The organism is Massilia aurea (assembly GCF_014200505.1).
GTDB classification, from domain to species: domain Bacteria; phylum Pseudomonadota; class Gammaproteobacteria; order Burkholderiales; family Burkholderiaceae_D; genus Telluria; species Telluria aurea_B.
In genome coordinates this window covers 1,791,685-1,813,209 of the sequence record NZ_JACHBX010000001.1, presented here as the reverse complement: position 1 = coordinate 1,813,209, position 21,525 = coordinate 1,791,685, and the positions used below count along the sequence as shown (strand labels likewise).

At 63.0% G+C, this 21,525-nt stretch carries 18 protein-coding genes and 1 pseudogene; 9 read left to right on the top strand and 10 right to left on the bottom strand.

Translation table 11 applies throughout. From position 1 onward, the window contains the following. Positions 1–16: 16 nt before the first annotated feature. Together HD842_RS07995 and HD842_RS07990 are read left to right on the top strand one after the other, a co-directional pair. On the top strand, positions 17–1,096 hold the full coding sequence (locus tag HD842_RS07995) for a hypothetical protein (RefSeq protein WP_183552928.1): 1,080 nt from the start codon (positions 17–19) through the stop codon (positions 1,094–1,096). Continuing rightward, entirely contained in the window at positions 1,093–1,710 is a 618-nt protein-coding gene (locus tag HD842_RS07990) for an ATP-binding cassette domain-containing protein (RefSeq protein ID WP_183552927.1), read from the top strand. The genes HD842_RS07995 and HD842_RS07990 overlap by 4 nt, the downstream gene beginning before the upstream one ends. 6 nt (positions 1,711–1,716) lie before the next feature. Here the strand turns inward: HD842_RS07990 and smpB are convergent, their stop codons facing one another. Next, entirely contained in the window at positions 1,717–2,166 is a 450-nt protein-coding gene (gene smpB, locus HD842_RS07985; RefSeq protein ID WP_183552926.1) for an SsrA-binding protein SmpB, read from the bottom strand. 96 nt (positions 2,167–2,262) lie between these two features. Here smpB and HD842_RS07980 point away from each other — a divergent pair, with 96 nt between their 5' ends. Next, a complete protein-coding gene (locus tag HD842_RS07980) occupies positions 2,263–2,694 on the top strand; it encodes a type II toxin-antitoxin system RatA family toxin (protein ID WP_183552925.1) in 432 nt (143 codons plus the stop codon). Next, entirely contained in the window at positions 2,687–3,019 is a 333-nt protein-coding gene (locus HD842_RS07975) for an RnfH family protein (protein ID WP_183552923.1), read from the top strand. Before HD842_RS07980 ends, HD842_RS07975 begins: the two co-directional genes overlap by 8 nt. Here HD842_RS07975 and HD842_RS07970 read toward each other — a convergent pair. Beyond that, complete coding sequence (locus HD842_RS07970; RefSeq protein ID WP_183552921.1) at positions 2,991–3,515, bottom strand: DUF4124 domain-containing protein; 525 nt, start codon at positions 3,513–3,515, stop codon at positions 2,991–2,993. The genes HD842_RS07975 and HD842_RS07970 overlap by 29 nt on opposite strands. Before the next feature lie 149 nt (positions 3,516–3,664). Here HD842_RS07970 and guaB point away from each other — a divergent pair, with 149 nt between their 5' ends. Together guaB and guaA are read left to right on the top strand one after the other, a co-directional pair. Beyond that, positions 3,665–5,125 (top strand): IMP dehydrogenase, encoded by a 1,461-nt coding sequence (guaB, locus tag HD842_RS07965; RefSeq protein WP_183552919.1) that lies wholly within the window; start codon positions 3,665–3,667, stop codon positions 5,123–5,125. Positions 5,126–5,344: 219 nt separating this feature from the next. Continuing rightward, positions 5,345–6,955, top strand: coding sequence for a glutamine-hydrolyzing GMP synthase (guaA, locus tag HD842_RS07960; protein ID WP_183552918.1), 1,611 nt, complete (start codon positions 5,345–5,347; stop codon positions 6,953–6,955). A 253-nt stretch (positions 6,956–7,208) separates the two neighbouring features. Here the strand turns inward: guaA and HD842_RS24020 are convergent. Further along, positions 7,209–7,352, bottom strand: a pseudogene (locus HD842_RS24020) (flavin reductase family protein); the annotation flags it as partial. 229 nt (positions 7,353–7,581) lie between these two features. Beyond that, the gene (locus HD842_RS07950; protein ID WP_183552916.1) at positions 7,582–8,094 is read right to left on the bottom strand and encodes a hypothetical protein; all 513 of its coding nucleotides are present in this window, start codon (positions 8,092–8,094) and stop codon (positions 7,582–7,584) included. Between the two features lie 89 nt (positions 8,095–8,183). Here HD842_RS07950 and HD842_RS07945 point away from each other — a divergent pair, with 89 nt between their 5' ends. Both HD842_RS07945 and HD842_RS07940 read left to right on the top strand, forming a co-directional pair. Beyond that, a complete protein-coding gene (locus HD842_RS07945) occupies positions 8,184–10,376 on the top strand; it encodes a TonB-dependent receptor plug domain-containing protein (RefSeq protein WP_183552914.1) in 2,193 nt (730 codons plus the stop codon). Between the two features lie 86 nt (positions 10,377–10,462). Further along, the gene (locus tag HD842_RS07940) at positions 10,463–11,431 is read left to right on the top strand and encodes a transglycosylase domain-containing protein (RefSeq protein WP_183552912.1); all 969 of its coding nucleotides are present in this window, start codon (positions 10,463–10,465) and stop codon (positions 11,429–11,431) included. 689 nt (positions 11,432–12,120) lie between these two features. On the opposite strand, the gene proX is transcribed toward HD842_RS07940, so the two are convergent. The 6 genes from proX to HD842_RS07910 form a co-directional block, all read right to left on the bottom strand. After that, positions 12,121–13,125, bottom strand: coding sequence for a glycine betaine/L-proline ABC transporter substrate-binding protein ProX (gene proX / locus HD842_RS07935; RefSeq protein ID WP_370660816.1), 1,005 nt, complete (start codon positions 13,123–13,125; stop codon positions 12,121–12,123). A 57-nt stretch (positions 13,126–13,182) separates the two neighbouring features. Continuing rightward, a complete protein-coding gene (gene proW / locus HD842_RS07930) occupies positions 13,183–14,241 on the bottom strand; it encodes a glycine betaine/L-proline ABC transporter permease ProW (protein WP_183552908.1) in 1,059 nt (352 codons plus the stop codon). Next, positions 14,238–15,473: a glycine betaine/L-proline ABC transporter ATP-binding protein ProV gene (gene proV / locus HD842_RS07925; protein ID WP_183552906.1), complete on the bottom strand. Its 1,236-nt coding sequence runs from the start codon at positions 15,471–15,473 to the stop codon at positions 14,238–14,240. The genes proW and proV overlap by 4 nt, the downstream gene beginning before the upstream one ends. A 509-nt stretch (positions 15,474–15,982) precedes the next feature. Beyond that, positions 15,983–16,399, bottom strand: a complete 417-nt coding sequence (locus HD842_RS07920; RefSeq protein WP_183552904.1) for a hypothetical protein — start codon at positions 16,397–16,399, stop codon at positions 15,983–15,985. Positions 16,400–16,568: 169 nt separating this feature from the next. Further along, the gene (locus HD842_RS07915; protein WP_183552902.1) at positions 16,569–18,236 is read right to left on the bottom strand and encodes a sodium:solute symporter family transporter; all 1,668 of its coding nucleotides are present in this window, start codon (positions 18,234–18,236) and stop codon (positions 16,569–16,571) included. A 21-nt stretch (positions 18,237–18,257) separates the two neighbouring features. Beyond that, the gene (locus HD842_RS07910; protein WP_183552900.1) at positions 18,258–20,258 is read right to left on the bottom strand and encodes an NPCBM/NEW2 domain-containing protein; all 2,001 of its coding nucleotides are present in this window, start codon (positions 20,256–20,258) and stop codon (positions 18,258–18,260) included. Positions 20,259–20,559: 301 nt separating this feature from the next. Here HD842_RS07910 and HD842_RS07905 point away from each other — a divergent pair, with 301 nt between their 5' ends. Continuing rightward, positions 20,560–21,522, top strand: a complete 963-nt coding sequence (locus tag HD842_RS07905; protein ID WP_370660802.1) for an EamA family transporter — start codon at positions 20,560–20,562, stop codon at positions 21,520–21,522. Positions 21,523–21,525: the final 3 nt, after the last annotated feature.

The window sequence follows — 21,525 nt, the reverse complement described above, 5'->3', positions numbered from 1 at the left end:
GCGCTGGCGGGCAGCGGTGGCCGAACCTTTCGGTGCCCTGTTCCTGCTGCGCCGCCGCTATTTCGCCGCGCAGTCGCGGGCGCTGTATGCGCGCTATGCGCATGCACTGGTCATCTGCCTTGCCCTGTTTGGCCTCGCGCTGGTCGAGCGGCCCACGCTGCTGGCTGCGCCGATCCTGCATTTCTGGCGTGATCCCGCGGACTGGCGCACTGGTTTGATGTACGTCGCCGGCTGGCTGGCGGCGGTTGCATTGTGGGCGCGCGTACACCGGCCATTCGTGCGCGGCGCAGCGCTTGCCGGGTTTGCCCGTGCGAGCCTGCACGGAGGGCGCGTGGCGCCGGCGCTGGATCTTGCCTTGCTGTTCGTCGCGCTGCAGTGGTGGGCGCTGCCGTTTGCGGTCGCCTTCTGGACTGTCGCCACGAGCCCCGCGCCGCCGCCAGGTGCTGACGGTTTCTTTCCCCTGTATGTTCTTGGGCTGATCCTGCTGACACTCGCCGTGGCACATGTCGTGGTGTTCGGTGCTGACCGTGCTCGTGGCGCGCGGCGCACGGATGCAGGCGGCGTGCTGCGTGTTCCTGCGCTGCTGTTCCTGACGCTGCTGCAGCTGCGCAGCTTGTGGTGCGGCCACCTGCACGTGGCGCTGCCACGTATCGGGGCGGCGCTGCTCGTGCATGCGGCCAGCTGGTGGATGATCTGCCTGGTGGGCAAGCGCCAGGATGCTGCAGGCTTCATCGCGCTGGCGTGCGCCGTCAGTGCGTATGCGCTCGCCGGCCTGTATTACGCGTTCTGGCGTGCGCGCCAGCCGCTCGAATCCTACCTGCGCAGCATGCCGTTCGGCGTGGCCAAGGTACTCGCGGCCGAACACCTGGTCGTGCTGGGCCTGGGCGGCAGCATCGGCATCCTGGTATGGCTGGTGTACCGCGCCGCGCCGGGGACCAGTCCGGACCTGCTGCCCATGCTGGCCCACTGCCTCGGCCTGTCGCTGCTGCTGCTCGCGCTGCTCGGCGCACCGGCGCTGCAGCGGCACCGGTACGGCGCCGCGTTCAAGGCCGCACTCACGTTCGCCGCACTGATCCTGATGGGAGCAACACAATGACGATGCTGTTGACAGCCGAAGGACTGTGCATGCGCTACGGCGGCCAGGTGGTGTTCGAGGACCTGCACCTGGCCTTTGGCGCAGGCGCCGTGGCGCTGGTGGGACGCAATGGCGCCGGCAAGTCGACCTTGCTGGCGCTGCTGGCCGGCCTGGACGCGCCGCAGGCGGGCCGCGTGCTGGTCTGCGGGCATGACCTGGCGCGCGGGCAGGGCGCACGCGCAGCGCTGGCCTGGGTGCCCGACGCGTCGGTTGCGTACGACTTCATGACCGGCGACGAATTCCTGCGCATGGTGCAGGCGCTGCGTGGCTGCGCCGGGCCGCATCGCGCGCTGCTGGAAGGCTTCGGGATCGCGGCGTATCTTGGCGCGCGCTTTGGCGACATGTCGCTCGGCACGCGCAAGAAGCTCATGCTGGCCGCCGGCTTGATGGGGGACGCGCAGGTCGTGCTGATGGACGAGCCGACCAACGGCATCGATGCCGACGCCCGGGCATTTCTGGTCGATCAGATCAAGGCGCGGGCGCACAAACGTCTGGTGCTGTTCTCGACCCACGACCGCGATCTGATCGCGCTGACCGGCGCCCGCGTGCAGGCGTTACCGGCACGGGACGCGTAGAACGGCTTAGCGCCGGTTGGTCTTCATCGCCGCATCGACCTCGCGCTTGGCGTCGCGGTCTTTCTCGGTCGAGCGCTTGTCGTGCTGCTTCTTGCCCTTGGCCAGGCCGATCTCGCACTTCACATTGCCCTTCTTGAAGTGCAGGTTGAGCGGCACCAGCGTGTAGCCGGAACGCTCCACCTTGCCGATCAGCTTATCGATCTCGGCGCGGTGCAGCAGCAGCTTGCGCGAGCGTAGCGCCTCGGGATGGCTGAAGCTCGACGTGGTCGTCAATGCACTGACGTGCGCACCGAACAGGTACAGCTCGTTGTCACGGACGAGCACGTAGGCTTCCTTGATCTGCACCCGGCTTTCGCGGATGGCCTTGACTTCCCAACCCTCCAGCACGAGACCTGCCTCGTAGCGGTCTTCGATGAAGTAGTCAAAAAATGCTTTTTTATTGTCAGCGATGCTCATGAAAAGGCGAAAATTCGCGTGTCGGTTAAACTACTGCTATTGCGCCAACGGTGGCGCCACTTGCAAACGACCCCCATCATAACAAACGGTTGACCAATGGCAGTAGTGCACAAATCAGTTTTCCTTGGCTATAGCGCAGAACAGATGTTCGACCTCGTTGCCAAAGTCGAAGATTATCCGAAGTTCCTTCCCTGGTGCAGTGGCGTAAACATCGTCGAACGCACCGATGACAAGCTCGTCGCGGCCCTGCAAATTAATTTTCATGGCGTCAAGCAGAGCTTCACGACCTCGAACCACAACCAGCGCCCGAGCCAGATGAAGATGCACCTGGTCGACGGCCCGTTCAAGCTGCTCGAGGCCACCTGGAGCTTCAAGTCGCTGCGCGCCGATGCCTGCAAGATCGAGTTCGACATGCAGTACGAGTTCTCCAGCATGCTCTTGGCGCAGATCGTCGGCCCCGTGTTCGGCATGATCGCCAACAGCATGGTCGATTCGTTCTGCAAGCGTGCCGAGGTCGTGTATGGCTGACGTTGCGGCCGCGCCGGCATTGCTGGGCATCTCGGTCTGCTACGCGAGCGACAAGGTCGAATGGCTGCGCGAGCTGCAGGTCGAACCCGGCACGACGATCGGCATCGCCATCGAGCGCAGCGGCGTATTGGAAGCCTTCCCGGATATCAATCTGACGACGCAGCCGGTAGGCATCTACGCCAAGAAGAAGACGCTCGACACGGTGCTGCGCGAGCGCGACCGCATCGAGATCTACCGGCCACTCGTGGCTGACCCGAAAGAGTCGCGCCGCAAGCGCGCGGCCAAGCGGGAAGGCGCTAGCGGCAGTCCTGCAGCGCCTGATTGACCTGCGCGGCCCGCGTGGCCCGCTCGGCATCCGTCATATAACTTTTCTGGCCATCCTGGCCGTAGCGCGCGATGCGCGTGCCGGACGCGAGCTGTGCCTGCGTTTCGCGCGCGGCGCTGCAGCGCTCGGCCAGCTGGCGCGTACGCTGTGCTTCTTCCTGCGATTTCAGATTCGCTTCGTCACGCGCCTTGGCGCGCGCGCGGTAGGCGGCTTCCTGTTCGGCCAGCGTGGGCGGGCCTTTTGGCGGTAGCGGCTTGGTGGCTGGATCGGTGGCTGACCCTTCCGCCGGCATGGCGGCAGGAGGCGCCGGCGCCAGTTCGGGGGCGGCGCGGCCCGGCGCCTTGACGATCTTGCTGGCCGGCGTGCCGGGAGGCGGCGGACGATCGGAATACTGGCGCGTGCCGCCGGGGCCGATCCAGACATACTGGGCTTGCGCGGCCGTGGCGGCAAGAAAGAGCAGGGTGGCGCCGAGGGCGCGGTACGGCAACTGCGACATAGAAATTGCTCCTAAGAATTAACAGATTTCGCCATGCTTCGGTCCGGCTGTCAATCGCAAACCGTACCGCACCAACTAAATTTGGGTCAGGCCGGCGACGGAAATCACGGGTTTCTGTATAATTCGCTTTTGCGCCTATAGGAAATACTATGCGTCTCCTCCAAAAAGCACTCACCTTCGATGATGTGCTGCTCGTCCCGGCCTACTCCAACGTTCTTCCGGCCCAAACTTCCCTGCGCACCAAGCTCACCCGCAATATCACGCTGAACATTCCGCTGCTGTCCGCCGCGATGGACACCGTGACCGAAGCGAACCTGGCGATCGCCATGGCGCAAGAGGGCGGTATCGGTATCATCCACAAGAATCTCCGTCCAGCCGACCAGGCGCGCGAAGTCGCGCGGGTCAAGCGCTTCGAAGCGGGCGTGCTGCGCGATCCGATCACGATTCCACCGACCATGAAGATCCGCGAAGTGCTGGCGCTGTCGCAACAGCACGGCATCAGTGGCTTCCCGGTGGTCGAAGGCAATCAGGTCGTTGGCATCATCACCAACCGCGATCTGCGTTTCGAGGAAGACCTGGAAGCCGAAGCGCGCGCCAAGATGACGCCGCGCGACAAGCTCGTCACTGTGAAAGAAGACGCGGACACGGCCGAAGCCAAGCGCCTGATGAACAAGCACCGCCTCGAGCGCGTGGTCGTCATCAACGACAACTTCGAGCTGCGCGGCCTGATTACTGTCAAGGATATCCAGAAGTCGCACGAGCACCCGCTGGCCTCGAAAGATTCGCAGGGCAAGCTGCTCGTGGGCGCCGCTGTCGGCGTCGGCGAGCGCGACGAAGAGCGCATCGAACTGCTGGTCGCGGCCGGCGTGGACGTGCTGGTGGTCGATACCGCCCACGGTCACTCGCAGGGCATCCTCGACCGCGTGCGCTGGATCAAGGACCGTTACCCGCACGTGGACGTCATCGGCGGCAACATCGCCACGGCATCGGCTGCGCTGGCGCTGGTCGAAGCGGGCGCTGACGCCGTCAAGGTCGGCATCGGCCCGGGCTCGATCTGCACCACCCGCATCGTCGCCGGCGTGGGCGTGCCGCAGATCACCGCAATCTCGAACGTCTCCGAAGCACTCGAAGGCACGGGCGTGCCATGCATCGCCGACGGCGGCATCCGCTTCTCGGGTGACATCTCGAAAGCACTGGCGGCAGGCGCGCACACGGTCATGATGGGCAGCATGTTCGCCGGTACCGAAGAAGCGCCTGGCGAAGTGATCCTGTACCAGGGCCGCAGCTACAAATCGTACCGTGGCATGGGCAGCCTGGGCGCGATGGCCGACGGTTCGGCCGACCGCTACTTCCAGGAAGCGTCGAGCAAGGCCGACAAGTTCGTGCCTGAAGGTATCGAAGGCCGCGTGGCCTACAAGGGCAGCGTGCTGGCGATCATCTTCCAGCTGATCGGCGGCGTGCGCCAGTCGATGGGTTACTGCGGTTGCAGCACCATCGAAGAGCTGCGCTCGAAAGCCGAATTCGTCGAGATCACGTCGGCTGGCATGCGCGAATCGCACGTGCACGATGTGCAGATCACGAAAGAAGCGCCGAACTACCGTTCGGAATAATCGATCCCCGACGCGGCCGATACTGGCCGCGTTTTCGTAGGGTGGACGGCATCGCCGTCCACGCGGCGATGGTTGGCATCACGTTGATCCGGTGCGAAATCGGCGTCGTTAACCGATGGTTGGCATCACGTTCATCCGGCGCGAAATCGGCGCCGTCAACCATCACCGCGTGGACGGCCGAGCCGTCCACCCTACCCAGACTACTCAGACTCTTCTCCCATGCATTCGAAAATCCTCATCCTCGATTTCGGTTCCCAGGTCACCCAGCTGATCGCCCGCCGCGTGCGCGATGCCGGCGTCTTCTCCGAAGTCTTCCCCTACGACGTCAGCGACGAGTTCGTCCGCAACTACGGCGCTTCGGGCATCATCCTGTCGGGCAGCCACAATTCGACGCTCGAAGGCGATTCGCCACGTGCGCCGCAGGCCGTGTTTGAAGCCGGCGTGCCGGTGCTCGGTATCTGCTACGGCATGCAGACCATGGCAGCCCAGCTGGGCGGTAAGGTCGAAAACGGCCTGAAGCGTGAATTCGGCTACGCCGAAGTGCGCGCGCGCAGCCACACGGCGCTGCTCAACGGCATCAACGACTTCGTCACCGACGAAGGCCACGGCATGCTCAAGGTCTGGATGAGCCACGGCGACAAGGTCCTCGAAATGCCGGACGGCTTCAAGCTGATGGGTTCGACCGACAGCTGCCCGATCGCCGCAATGGCCGACGAAGAGCGCCGTTTCTACGCGCTGCAGTTCCACCCGGAGGTCACGCACACGACACAGGGCGAAGCCATCATCGGCCGCTTCGTGCACGAGATCTGCGGTTGCAAATCCGACTGGAACATGCCGGACTATATCGGCGAAGCCGTTGAAAAGATCCGCGCGCAGGTCGGCACCGACGACGTGATCCTGGGCCTGTCGGGCGGCGTCGACTCGAGCGTGGCCGCCGCGCTGATCCACCGCGCGATCGGTGACCAGCTGACCTGCGTGTTTGTCGACCACGGTTTGCTCCGCAAGGACGAAGGCAAGATGGTCATGAGCATGTTCGAAAAGAACCTGGGCGTGAAAGTCATTCGCATCGATGCCGAAGACCAGTTCATGGGTCACCTGGCCGGCGTGAACGATCCCGAGCAGAAGCGCAAGATCATCGGCCGTGAGTTCGTCGAAGTGTTCCAGGTCGAAGCGGGCAAGCTGACCAATGCCAAGTGGCTGGCACAGGGCACGATCTATCCGGACGTCATCGAGTCGGCTGGTAAAGGTAAAAAAGGCCAGACGATCAAGAGCCACCACAACGTGGGCGGCCTGCCAGAGACGCTGAACCTGAAACTGCTCGAGCCGCTGCGCGAACTGTTCAAGGATGAAGTGCGCAAACTCGGCGTCGCGCTGGGCCTGCCGCATGACATGGTCTATCGTCACCCGTTCCCGGGTCCGGGCCTGGGCGTGCGCATCCTTGGCGAAGTCAAGAAAGAGTTCGCCGACCTGCTGCGTGAAGCCGATGCGATCTTCATCGAAGAGCTGCGCAACACGCCGTTCGAAGTGCCGCATGTGCCGGGTATCGATGCCGGCAAGGCGCCGCTGAACTGGTATGAAGCAACCAGCCAGGCGTTTGCCGTGTTCCTGCCGGTGAAATCGGTGGGCGTGATGGGCGATGGCCGCACGTATGAATATGTCGTTGCGCTGCGCGCGGTGCAGACGCTGGACTTCATGACGGCGCAATGGGCGCATCTGCCGCATGCATTGATGGGCAAGGTGTCGAACCGCATCATCAATGAAGTGCGGGGGATTAATCGCGTTGTGTATGATATTTCGGGGAAGCCGCCGGCGACGATTGAGTGGGAGTGACCGGAGTTCTCTAAGTCACTGATTCTGAATTGACACCCAAATAGCCGTCGATCATCCTGGTGAATGATCGACGGTTTTTTATTTTCTGTCGGATAGGTTTGTGCATGGAAGGCGGCCTTGGCACCAGGCCGCCGGAGGTCCGACAGCGTCAATAGCGGGGAAGCACGAGAACCGCTGGCGGAGCCCGGGAAGACGCTCGAGCAAATCGCCACGCTCGACGACATCCGTGCGCTGCGTCCAGCTTGACGTTCGCAAACTGTCCACCGTGATAGACGAGCGGCGCTTCCGGAACCAACGCGCAATTCTCCACCTCTCCCACGTAGATCACATGGTCGCCTTCGAGGTAGCGGCTGCAGTGATGGCATTCGAACCAGGCGACGCACCCATCGAGGACTGGCTAGCCGGTGCGCGACAGGGGAAATTCGTATTCATCGACGATTGGGACGCAAATCCTGCTTATCTGGCCAGTTTGAGCGGGAGAATTATGCCTGCAGCAGCTGGAAAATAGAATGAATAAAAATCGACCGATAGTTACATTTCGGGAGATTTTTGCGCCATCGGGGTCCGTATGATTTCGGTCTTCGGGCGCTTGTGCGGCTCAGGTTATCAGGGCTTCGAACCGTATGTCAGTTGTGCGCAGTGCATGTCGTATCCATGTAGCGCCCGTAGTGCATGATCCAGCCGTCGTTCGCATCAGTGTCTTCCAGACCGGCGTGAGCCGCGCGGGCCCGGGTAAGCGACGTTTCCTTTGCCGCCACTGCGCGGCTGGCGAGGACATGCGCGCATTCTGGCGTGCCGAGGCAAATAGTCTGCCGGCCGTCCATGGCATTGCGCTCGATAATTCTCGGCCGCCCGTCAAGTCCGCGCACATGGCCGCCTTCGCGCAGCATGTGGCAGCATCCCTGGTACAAGGCTTGCGCGAGCTGGCCGCGCGGCACGATGCGGACCTCGCTTGCCTCCTGCGCTGCGCGCTCGCCATCACATTTGCGTACCGGAGCCGCAGCGACGAAGTCGTCGTCGGTATCGGCCGCGATTTCGGCGCCGGACCGCTGCCGCTTCGCGTTGCCATGCAGCCGGGGGGGGCACGCTAGCCGGGCTGCCTGGCGATCCATACCGACGCCGCTGCCATTGTCGATCATCTTGCCAATACCGTCGAGCTCCAGACGGGCTTCGCCCCGGGGCGCGTGGCTACCCGCTGGACCCTAGTTGTTTCGTAAAGGTTCATATCATGAAGTTTGCGCATCTGTTCAGTTCACCGGTCGTCATCGCGCTCTTGCTCTCTGGCAGGGCAGATGTGGCCCAGGCTCAGACTCCCCAACCCGCCACGCCGGCGCCGCCGCCGGCTGCCGAACCAGAGAACGGCACGCAACGTGTCGACGTCGTCGGCAGCCAGGACGCAGCGCGTAGCGCCTCGACGACATTCAAGCAGGTGGTGGGCGTCGCCGAACTGGTTCGCTTCGGCGATTCCAGTGTGCTCGACGTGCTGCGGCGCCAACCTGGCGTCGTCGTCAATGGCGTGGCTGGAAGACGAGGCGGGCAAATCAGCATGCGGGGCATGGGCGCTGCCCACGTCCGGATCTTGCTCAATGGCGAACCGGCACCCCCCGGATTTTCGCTCGACAATCTCGCGCCGGACCTGGTGGAACGCATCGAAATCGTCCCTGTTGCCACTGCCGAACTCGGAATGCAGGCAATCGGCGGGACAATCAACATCGTACTAAAACGCAATACCGGCAACCGCCAGAGGCAGTTGAAGCTGGGCGTGTACAGCATCGAAGGGGAAACCAGACCCCAGGCCTCGGGCAGCTTCGGCAACCAGGGGGATAAATGGTCCTGGCTGGTGACCGGCGCCGCGCGCCAGCTGGCCGGGGATGAAACGGTCCGGACGCAAACCCAGGGGTATGAGGCAACGGGCCCGCTGCTGCGTCGACTGGAGCAGTTCAACCAGGACCGGGGGTGGACATGGAATCTAGCTCCCCGAGTCAACCTGAAGCTGGGCGGCAAGGATACGCTCACGCTCCAGAGTTTTTTTTCGAAAAACAGGTATGACAGCGCCGGCTACGATCGCAGGACCTTCCTCGAAGGGCCGGTCCTCCCGTTTGCGAACGACAGGTATGTCAGCGCTGGCAGCAGCACACAGCTGCGAAACAATCTCACCTGGTCGAAGACACTGGGAGATGCGAGCAAGCTCGAGATGAAACTCGGATCGACGCATTCCCGCGAAACCCAGGCCAGCACGATCAGCTTCATCGGCGACGGTGGCGGCGTGACGAATCTTCAGCAAACGCGCGCGGACGACGATAGCCGTGGCCTGACGGCCTCGGCCAAGCTCAGGAGCACTTTCGCCAAGACACACACCGTGGTGGCGGGCATCGAGGTCGAAGATACCCAGGCCGACGCCGTGCGCGGGAACCTGATCGATTCGGTGTCGCAACTCGATGCGATCGGAACCGCCTTCGATATCGCTACCCGGCGCTACGCGGTGTACGCCCAGGACGAATGGGACGTGTCCGAGCGCTGGTCCTTGTATCTCGGCCTGCGCTGGGAACAGGTTGCGCTCCTGAGCAAGAACAATCTCGGACAGCGGGTCGACAACAGCCGTGCAGTGCTCAGCCCGGTGGTGCAGTCGGTATGGCGCCTGCCGGGCACGAAGTCGGACCAGGTCCGGCTCGGCATCGCACGCACCTGGCGCGTCCCACCGACGAACAATCTGATTGCCGGCCGCACCGTTTCCAATGTCAATACCGTCACCACACCCGATATCAGCGGCAATCCGAACCTGAAAGCCGAGCTGGCATGGGGACTGGACCTTGCGTATGAACATTACTTCGCCAAGGACGCCCTGGTTACCGCCACTGCTTTCGTGCGCCGGATCGAGGACGTCCTGCTGACGAAGACGAGCCTGATCGGCGGACGCTGGGTCGCCATACCGGTCAACCAAGGCAATGCGTTATCGCGCGGCATCGAGATCGAGGTCAAGGGCAAGCTGAACCAATTCTTCGACAGCGCACCCGCGATCGACCTGCGTGCAAACCTGTCGCGCGCGTGGTCATCGGTCGATGCCGTACCCGGTCCCGACAACCGTATTGCAGGCCAGTCGCCGCTCTCGGCGAACCTCGGCGCCGACTACACGTTCAAGTCCGTCCCGGTGACGGGCGGCGCGTCGCTCGGATTCGTGCGCAACGGTGAGGTGCGCGTTTCGCCGTTCGAGTCCGCCTACGGCTCCGACAACCGCTCCGTCGAAGCCTATGTGCTGTGGAAGATGCACCGCAATGCCATGTTGCGCCTGAGCGTGGCCAATATCCTGCGCCAGGATGACATTCAGCGCACCACATATGTGTACGACTCGCTCGCAGTGCAAAAGCGCGCGGAGCGTCCGACCTATGCGGTGATGCGGGCAATTGTGGAGTGGAAGTTTTGAGCGTTGGCGCACTCGGGCAGGTATCGATAGTAGTTGCAACCCGGCGGCCCGCGCCGTACGGGTGTCGATGAGTTGACGGGGGAAATATGCTTCGCGGCACTGCCGAGATCCACGTCACGTTGGGAAAGCGCGCGCGAGCCGTCGCCCATCATGTGGAATTCCTGCGCAGCAAAGGTATGCCCTACGATCGCATGGATGGGCAAGGCCGCACTTCGCGCTTTGCGCTGGGCGTAACGTTGACCGCCTGGCCAAGCTGTACTTTTCCCGCCGCCCGCCGCCCGCCGCCCGCCGTCCACACTCTGGGCGGGCGCGTAAGACAAACCTGCGCGGTGCACGCTGGGCCGCTTTACGAAGGAAACTGGATGCGCAAGAAACTCGTTCTCAACATCGGTCTTGGCCTGCCTTTGCTGCTCGCAGCCTATCTCTGCACAGTTGCTGCCTGGTCGGCAACGGTGGTGGACGAGGTGTTCGCCGACTATCCGGTGCCGCTGGGCGCCGGCGTCCTGTCCCCAAGCCAGCAAGACATTTTGCTCAAGATCGAAGACCCCACTTTTTTCCAGCACGGCGGCGTCAGCCTGGCCAACGGCCAGGGCGTCACCACGATCACGTCGTCGCTGGCGCGGGAAGTGTTCCTGTTTCACCACGAATTGAGCGGGCCGAAGGGCGTGTTCCAGTCGTTCTACCGCGCCGTCTTCAACTGCTGCAAGAAGATTGACCTGGGGCGCGATGTGATGGCGGTTGTACTCGACAAGCGCCTGGACAAGCAACGGCAACTTTCCCTTTACGCGCAGCAGGTGTACATGGGACGCGCCAATGGCCGGCAGGTCAGGGGATTCGAACAGGCCGCGGCAGTCTACCTGGGCAAACCACTGGCTCGGGCCAGCGACACCGAGTTCGCCGGATTGGTGGGCATGATCCAGGCCCCGAACCAGTACAACCCGCTGAGTAACCGTGCGGCTTACGAGCAACGTGCGGCAAGGGTTATCGCTGTCGTCCAGGGTCGCTGCCTGCCGGACGGCTGGTTCGATACCGGCTACGAGCATTGCGCACAATAGGGAACCGGTCTGTTTTTGTAGAAAATAGTTGGGACAGTTGGCTCGATGCGCAAAGCACGCGTCAGTTCCCACCCGGGATCTCGTACCTGTGGAGCGATTACTTGGTGCCGGCCGATGCGTTTCATGAGTTCTTCAGCGCGGCCTACCGAGCTGCCTACGGCTCTGCTTTTTCGAAGGCGAGCCGCCCGCGCATCCGCGTGCTGGTCGTCGACCGCAACCATAGCCCGGCCGCGACGCACGCCTGGTAACCAGTGTCCGGATAGTTTCCCCCGACGGTCGGTTTCGGCCCGCTACGTTATCGACACGGACGGGCAGCCTGACCGCGCGATCCGTGCAGCGCATCGCTTCGGTGGCACCCATGTCGAACCGGGCGCGGGCCGGAACCTCGCTGGCATTGGCGACATCGGCAAACTCGGCCGTGGTGCAGGCCGAACGGGGATTAAGGCTGAGGCTTGCGACGTTTGGCAAATCCCGTTCACCGCCCAGTCGCGCTGCAGATGTCGCAGCCGCTGCACGTTGGCGACGATGGTAGCCAGGCTCCCGAATTGCAGTGAACCTGCCTCGACGCTGTCACCAGCCCGGTCTTGATCACGGGTCTCTACCGGTGGCTCAGGCAGGGCGAGGCAGCCGCCTTCAGGATGAGAGCAATCCCTGCATCCCGACGGCACTGCGCCATGACGCCCGCAATGTCACGGCTTCGCCGCCGCCCGCGCCTGTGCAATCCACCCATCAAATTCCTTCTGATGAAACTTGATCCACCCCGACACATGACGCGCAATATCGGCCTGCGCATTCTCGCCACTGCGCATGCGCGCATTCTGCGCGTCGATATCGGCAATCGGCAAGCGCATCACCTGGAACAGCTTCACGGCTGCCGGGTTCTTCTCGGCCCAGGCACGGTTCACGACAAAGCGCGTCGTGTTGATGGCAAAGCCGTAGTCGCTGCCATCGGGCAGGCGTGTATCGGGTTTGCCCGGATACGCCGTCTTCGGCGCCTGCAGCCACACCACATCTTTGCCCGGGATCAGGACGCCGTTGACCCAGTAGGGCGTCCAGGCGTAGTACAGGATCGGGGCGCCGCGCTTGTAGCGGCCGATGGTGTCGGCGATCAGTGCGGAGTAATTGCCCTGTACGTGCGTGACCGTGCCGCGCAGCTTGAAGCCGTCCATGTGCTGCTCGATCATCGCTTCGCAGCCCCAGCCCGGGTTGCACCCGGCCATGTCCGCCTTGCCATCGCCATCGTTGTCGAACAGCTTGGCCAGGCGCGGCTCGCGCAGTTGGCCGATATTGGTGATGCCGTACTTGTCGGCCGTAGCCTTGTCGATCAGGTAGCCCTGCGCTGCCGGCCCCGCGTACTCCCCCATGCGCAGCAGCTTGGCGTCGCCGCCGGCGTTATCATAGAAATCCTTGTGCAAGGGATCCCAGTGCACTGCCAGGAACGTGGCATCGCCATTGGCAATGGCGATGTGGGCCGTGGGGTATTCCACTTCCTTGATCGGTTGCGGTGCGTAGCCCAGCGCTGCCAGAGCACGGTCGACCAGCATGGTCTGGAACGTCTCTTCGGCAACCGGGCTTTGCAGCGCTTGCACCTTGATTCCCTTGCCGGGAAGGGTGTCTGCCGGCGTTTGCGCCATGGCCAGGTGGGTGCTCAGCGCCAGTGCCCCAAGCGCGATGGTAGCGATCCAGCGAAACATGCGTCGTGACTGGTGTTTGATCGTAAATTTTTTCATGCGATGCATTCGTGTTCCTTTTTATGATTGTGGCTTGCCGCGCGTCAGGCGCAGGATGAGGCCGGCCGGGCCAGTCTGGTACCAGTGGCGTACGCCACGACGCGGCTGTCCCATCGATTGCGTCAAGCGGTCCAGCGTGATTGCCAGCAGCACGATGCCCAGGCCGCCCACGGTTGCCAGACCCATGTCCAGGCGGCCGATGCCGCGCAAGACCATCTGGCCCAGACCACCGACGGCGATCATTGAAGCGATCACGACCATCGACAGCGACAGCATCAGCGACTGGTTGATGCCGGCCATGATCGATGGCATCGCCAGCGGAAACTGGACCCGGCTCAGCAACTGCCATGGCGAGGCGCCGTAAGCGCGCGCCGCCTCGATCAGGTCGGGCCGCACCTGGCGAATGCCGAGATTGGTCAGGCGCACCAGCGGCGGCAGGGCAAAGATGATGGTCACGATCACGCCTGGCGCATTACCGATACCAAACAGCATCACCACCGGTACCAGGTAGACAAAGGCCGGCGTGGTCTGCATGGCGTCGAGCAGCGGCCGCAGGAGGTTCTGGGCACGGTCACTGCTGGCCAGGAAAATCCCCAGCGGTAAACCGATCACCATGCAGAAGGCGAGTGACGTCAGCACCAGCGACAGCGTGATCATGGCGTCGGACCAGATGCCCAGCATCGATACGATCAGCAGCGCGATCACGGTGCCAATGGCGAGCGTGCGGGTAGTGAATTGCCAGGCCAGCAGGCCGACGACGGCGATCACCGCGAGCGCTGGCGCAGCCAGCAGCAGGGCGCTGACGGCGTCGAGCGTGGCGTCGATGGGAGCGCGCACGATCTGGAAGAATGGGCGGAAGTGTTCGACGACCCAGCCCAGTGCGTCGTTGATCCCGGACTGGAGCGACAGCGAGCCGTTCAGCAGATCGGACAGCCCGACGCTCGCCTGATCGGGCGAGGCCGCCGGCGCGGCGTCGAGCCATGAGGTGTCGCGCGGCGGCGTCGGCAGCCATGGATTGATCTGCTCAGCTTGTGGGGCGACCGGTTGGGTCGCGGTCGCGATAGCGGTGCCGGAATTCATGCTTGTCCTTTCGGGTTGTTTGGTGCGGCGAGGGGCGGCGTATCGCGGTCGAGGAACTTCAGCAGGGTGGTCTTGCTGATGGCCCCGCGGTATTTGCCATCGCTCGTCACCACAGGCACGCCATACGGCATCTGCGCGACCTGGCCGAACAGGCCGGCGACCGGTTCATCGGCATCGATGGTGGTGACATCGGGCAGGTAGGCATGCGCCAGGCCCAGTGGGCCGACGTGGCCGTCGAGCGCGCTGCGCAGGGAGTCGGCCGAGACCACACCCAGAAATTTCTGCTGCGGGTCGACGACATAGGCGTAGGCCCGATCCTGCTCTTCCAGCATCGACAGTGCTGCGCGCGAACCGCGCGCGGGCGACTCCGCCACCACGATCTGGCTTTTACGGGCGATATCGCCGGCCTTGAACACGGCCGCAGCATCGACGCCGCGCACGAAGTTGCGCACGTAGTCGTTGGCAGGCTGGCGCAGGATGTCTTCGGGCGTACCCACTTGCACGACATGCCCGTCCTTCATGATGGCGACCCGGTCGCCGATGCGCATCGCTTCGTCGAGATCGTGCGAGATAAAGACGATGGTGCGGCGCTTGATCTGCTGCAGGCGCAGCAGCTCCGATTGCATCTCGGTGCGCATGATCGGATCGAGCGCCGAAAATGCCTCATCCATCAGCAGGATGGCGGGATCGCACGCCAGCGCGCGGGCCAGGCCCACGCGTTGCTGCATGCCGCCCGATAACTCGTCCGGATAGCTGGCGCCATACCCGGCCAGGCCCACCTGGTCCAATGCCTGCAAGGCCAGCGCATGGCGCTCGGCCTTCGGCGTGCCGGCTAGCTCCATGCCGAACGCCGTGTTGTCCAGCACCGTAAGTTGCGGCAGCAACGCGAATGACTGGAACACCATGCTGATGTCCTTGCGGCGCAGCGCGCGCAGCTGGGCGTCGGGGAGGGTGTTGATGTCATTGCCGTCGATCAGGATGCGCCCGGCGGTTGGCTCGATCAGACGATTGAGCATCCGCACCATGGTCGACTTGCCCGACCCGGACAAACCCATGATGACGAAAATTTCGCCGGCTTCAATCGTGAAGCTGGCGTCGAACACGCCGATGGTGCAGGCGGTCTGGGCCAGGATGTCCTGCTTGCTGGCGCCCTGGCGAACCAGGTCCAGAGCGGCTTCCGGCTTGTCGCCGAAGACTTTGAAGACCTGGTCGATGATGATTTGTTTTGCCACGGTGTGGTTCTCCCTCGATCTGTCGAATGAAATGAAATCGCCGCAGGCATCGAGGCCCGCGGCGGAGATCGCGACATGGTAGTGATGCAGACAGCGCGTGCCTGGCCTGTCGACGCGGCGACAATGCCAAAGGCGTGGCCTCACTCGCGAAGTGCGCAGTGCGTGCCGGATGCTGTGTGCGTGTTAGTGACGCTGAGTAGCGTTCAACCGCCATGCGGCGAACGTTGGTTGATGCGGGCGGTTGGCCCAAGGTTCGGTCCCCATGCACGGCATGGAAAGCGATCGATAGCAGATGTGCTACCGGGGGTTTTGTTGTAAAAGGGCCGTAATCATAGCAGCAATCATGTCAAAGGACAATTGCTTTTTGCGATGAAACATGGTTGCTAAATCAGGTGCAAGGGTTGGTGCGCTGCGTTACCCGGGCTGACGGCGGTTGCGTCATCGTGAAAGCCGATCAGGCGCGGCGCACAATGGCGCAGGCGGCCAGGCAACAGGGCGCGCCCAGTTGATCACTGCGGCAAAATCTGACTGCGCTCCTGCAGCAGTCTGGCATAGACAGCCGGCTGATGCTGCTCCAGGAAATTAAGCGATTCGACCGCCTTTCCCAGTGCGTCATTCGCGGCCGCTGCCTTGAGTTCTTCGATCTTTTGCGTCGCCTCGGCGATCCGGTGCACCGTCCTTGTCACGTGGTCGGGAAGGTTTGCGTGTTCGGCCAAGGCCAGGATGACGTCATTGAGCCATCCGATCTGCTTGCCGTAGCTTGCGATCTCATTGACCACTCTGGCTTCGATCGCCTGGTCGCTGCCGTCGTTGATGGTCAGCGAGGGCGAGAACATCGGCGCCGAAATCCGCTCCGCGACATTGCCGGAGAGCGGCAATTGAAACGCGCCGAACCAGGAAGAAAATGGATTGTATGGCGCGGGCATAGGATTCTTTCGGTGAGGCAGAGCAGGCGACCATTTGCAGGGGCCGCGACAAGCCAGACTACGTCCGTCGGATCGAAACATCAAGCACCCGCGCTGCTAGCCTATCGATTCTCTGGCGCGCCAACCGCCAACCGGGATCACGCCAACCGGGATCACCTCAGGTCTGGCACTACCAGCCCCCGTAAATTGCCACCAGCACCGCAAAAATGACCACCGATCCAACCGCAAATCCACGATCAACGCGGAACATCGACCGGTCGATCACCATGCGCTTGTGGCTGTCGTCGCGCTGCGCTGTCGTGCTCAACAAAACCATGCCAATGACCACCATCACAAACACGATCAGCATCCGGTCAAGAAACGGGATTTCGTAACTACCGGCGCCGTTATTGATCGCAAACCCGATCGGCGCCAGAAACCCCAGATCCATTACCAGCGGCAGAAACTTGAGAAACACCGAGAACACCAGCCCGCCAATCGTCGCGAACATGGCCGCCGCAGCGGTGGTCTTGCGCCAGTAAAAGCCCAGCAAAAACATCGCCAGGATGCCGGGCGACACAAAGCCGGTGTATTCCTGGATGTACTGGAAGCCGCCTTTCTTGTCGATCCCCAGCAAGGGCGCGAGCAGCACGGCGATGGCCATTGCCGCCACCACCGAGATCCGGCCGATCCAGACCATGCGCTGCTCGCTGGCCCCGCGGTTGACGTGCTTGTTGTAAACGTCCAGCGTGAAGATCGTCGCGACGCTGTTGGCCTTGCCGGCCAGTGACGCGACGACCGCTGCAACGAGGGCGGCGAATGCCAGGCCCTTGAGCCCGGCCGGTAGCAGGGCCAGCAGGGTGGGATAGGCGCGGTCCGGATTGAGTTCGCCACCCGGTCGCATGGCGTCGCCAAGCGTGCCGGACTTGTCGAGCGCGTAGGCCGCAATGCCGGGCAAGACCACGATCACCGGCATCAGGAGCTTGAGGAAGGCTGCGAACAGCAAGCCCTTGCGCGCCGTGTGCAGGTTGGCGCCCAGCGCGCGCTGGACGATGTACTGGTTGCAGCCCCAGTAATTGAGGTTCACGATCAGCATGCCGCCGATGATGGTCGACATGCCGGGCAGGTCCATGTAGTTGGGATCGTCGCGCGTGAGCACCATATTGAAATGCTCGCCGGCGCGCAGATACAGCTCGCTCAGTCCACGCACCGCGCCCTGGCCACCGGCCAGCGCCGCCACCAGATCGAGCGCAATCCAGGTCGTGACGAGCCCGCCGATCACCAGGCACAGCACTTGGATCACATCGGTATAGCCGATCACCTTCATGCCGCCCAGCGTGATCACGGTGGCGAACACGGCCAGGAACAGCATGCAGGCGAGCACGTTCAGACCGGCGATGCTGCTGATCGCGAGCGCGCCCAGGTACAGGATGGCGGTGAGGTTGACCACCACGTACAGGCCGAGCCAGAACACCGCCATCGTTGCCGCCACCGCCGGCCCATAGCGCTGCTCGAGAAATTGCGGCATCGTATAGATGCGGTTCTTCAGGTAGATCGGCATGAAGAACACGGCAACGATGACCAGGGTCGCTGCGGACATCAGCTCATACACCGCGATCGCCATCCCGATACGAAAGCCGGCTCCGCTCATGCCGATGAACTGCTCGGCCGAGATGTTCGATGCGATCAGCGAGGCGCCGATGGCCCACCACGTGAGCGACCCTTCAGCCAGGAAGAAGTCGTGCGTGGCCTTGCCGGACGAGCGTTTCTTGCTCCAGTAGATCCAGATACCGTAGGCCGAAATGGCCACGAAGTAGATGAGGAAGACGAGGGTGTCGAGGCTGGTGAATGAGGTCATGATCGTGTCGTATCCCGGCACTCAGATGCGGTCGCTGCCCGGCGCTCGCGAACCCGGCAAAGCGGCACCAGCCTGCGACAGCTGCACGTCGCCCCACGTCGCCACGACAGGCACCGCGTTGCCGGTCCTGGCATCCCGCACCACCAGTTCAATGACCTTCACACCACGCACATCGGCCGTCAATGCCTGGACTTTCGATCCGAACCGTGCCGGCGCGCTTTCCGCCAGCAGTTTTCCATCGCCATACACGTAAAAGCGCACCAGCTCCTTGGTGTTTTCAGTTGAATCATCCACGCCAACCGACGCGCTCAAGCGCGCGTAGCCGGCATCGTTCTTCACCTGAAGCCGCGAATTGGACAGCACGCCAAGTCCCGACGTAAACACTTGGCCTGCCACTTGCAGGCTCTGGCCAAACGGCGTTGCATCCGGCTGCGCGCCGCCCCAGCCCGCATACTGGGGCCGTGAGCCGCCTGACCGGGTGCTCGACCACGGATCGATCATGCGATGGACGGTGGGATCGAGTTGCGGCTGGCGCGTCCCGTCGACGGCGACATTAATCGACCCCGGAATCTCCGACAGATACACGCCGTTTTCCAGCTGACGCTTGCCGTGCGCTTCGAACACGAGCGTCTCGTGCGGCGCGAGCGTGAAGGCCTTCTCGCCGGTAAAGGTCAAGGTTTCCTTCGTCCACAGGTTGCGTAGCGTGACCGGCGCGCCATCCGCCAGTTTCAGGTGCATGGCCAGCAGCGTCACCGGTGCGGGCGATGCGCCACGGTTGAACAGCGCCACTGCCTTGCGCTGCCCCTCACCCAGCGTCTTGACGATGATCTGCGCATCGTCGGAATCGTAGGCGACGATGCCCTGGTGGCCGGCCTTGTCCTGGTTCAGGCCAATCACGTCCGCATTGCCCAGTACCGCGAGCAGCGACGCCGGACCATGCTGCAAGTCATAGCTGATCAGCAGCGGCGCGTTGATCATCGCCCACAGCGAAAAATGCGAGCGCACTTCGACCGGGTTGTTGGCATCGAATTCCCCATGGCCGATGTGCAGGATGTCGGGGTCGTTCCAGTGGCCGGGGCCTGCATACAGCGCACGTTTGGCGGCGCTGTCGAAGTTGTGCAGCATGCTGGTCCAGCTCGGCGTGATGTCGGCGCTGGTGCGCCACAGGTTGCCGACATCCTTGCCCCAGCTGCGCACATTGGCCATGCCCCAGGCGCAGATCGACATCACATAATCACCCAGCGGGCGCGCCGTTTTGATTGCGGCAGCAACGATTTCGTAACGGGCACGCACGGCGCCGATATCCGTGCGGTTGATCGACCCGCGTTCGATCAGCGGCGCCATGCCGCGGTAGCTCTGCTTCTTGACCAGGTCCGAATCCGGGATGAAATCGGCCAGTCCGCAGGCGTCGATCTTCAGGTAGTCGAAGCCCCACTCCTTGAAATACAGGTTGATGTCCTGCGTGACGTGGCCGTCCAGGCCCACTTCGCGTTCCGCCGTCGTGCCTTGTGGCAGGTTGGGCGAATGCAGGTCATAGGCTTGCGAGCACGCATTGCGGCCGACGTCCGTGTAGATGCCCGCCTTGAAGCCCATCGCGTGCAGTTTGTCGGTGAACGGCTTGAAGCTGGTGCCGTCCGGCCCACCGGTGGCGGCAGAGGGGAAGATGCCGGTGCGGATCTGCAGGCGGCCATCGCTGGCGCGGCGCTTCATCCACCAGCCATCGTCGAGGATGACATGGTTGTAGCCGAGCTTTGCAAGACCGCTGTCGGCAAGCACCTTCGCCGCGCCCATCACCTTGCCTTCGTCGACTTCCGTGCGAAACGCATTCCAGCTGTTCCAGCCCATCGGTGGCGTGCTGGCGCTGCCGCTCGTGTTGCCTTCCCAGCGGCCTGCCGGGGCCAGTGGATCACCGGGAGATGTTGCATGAACTTGCGTCATCGTCAGGACCAGAACAGCAGCCACGCTGCCGCACACGACGGTCCAGGGTTTGGTTTCACTTGCTTTAGTCCAGCGGTGGTTCATGCAAATCTCCTGACGATGAATTTTTCTGCGGGCGGAAAAGGTCGGACAGCACGTACATCCGTTGTCCAGATGGTAATCGAAAGTATTCGAAAATAAAAGGCGCGATTTTGTCATCAAAAACACGCTATATCGAAAATATTTGGAAAGACTTTGCTTTTCGTTTGTCACTTCTTTACTATCACATCGATGGCAACGAAAACGTTTGAAACAAACGCACCTGGCGGAGGAAGATACGGATGAAAAGCACATCGAGCATTGGCATTGCGTACCGCATGACCGGGCTGGCAGCATGGGTGGCCCTGTGAATCCCGCAGACACCCTCGAGAAGAGAACTCTGCCTGAACAAGCCGCCACCGGTGCTGCCAGGCCGCCTTGGCTCGGCTACGCGCTGGCGACGGCGCTGCTGTGGGGCGTATGGGGCGCTTTCGCTGGCCTGCCCACCCAGAACGGTTTTCCTGAAACCCTCGTGTATGTGGTGTGGGCGCTGACGATGGTGCCGCCGGCGTTGTTCGTGCTTGCGCGCTCCGGCTGGCGCGTACGCCGCGACCGCACTGCCGTGGGCTACGGGCTGGCCATTGGCCTGTTGGGCGCGGGTGGTCAGATGGTGCTGTTCTATGCAGTCAAGGCTGGCCCGGCCTACCTGATTTTCCCGCTGATCTCGCTCTCTCCCGTCATCACGATCGTGCTCTCGCTGCTGTTCCTGCATGAGCGTACGGGCCGCATGGGCGTGGCCGGGATCGTGCTGGCCGTGTGCGCGCTGCCGCTGTTTGATTTCAACCCGGGCGGCGCACCGCAGCAGTACGGGCTGTGGTTCGTGCTGGCGATCGGCGTGCTGGTCGCATGGGGTCTGCAGGCGTACTTCATCAAGCTGGCCAATACACGGATGGATGCCGAAAGCATCTTCTTCTACATGACCGCCAGTGCGCTGCTGTGCATTCCGGTGGCGCTGGCGATGACCGATTTCTCGCAGCCGATCAATTACGGCCCATCCGGACCGCTGCTGGCCGCCGCTACCCAGGTGCTTAATGCCATTGGCGCATTGACGCTGGTGTACGCGTTCCGGCACGGCAAGGCGCTGACGGTGTCGCCGCTGGTCAATGCCGGCGCGCCGCTGTTGACCACCGTGATCGCGATGGCGCTGGCCGGTGCGGTGCCGGGCGGCTACCGGCTGGCCGGCATCGGCCTGGCGCTGGCGGCTGCGCTGTTTCTTGCGCTGCAGGCGGACGATAGCGTCGCGCCTGCCGAATCAACCGAAGGAGCCTGACAA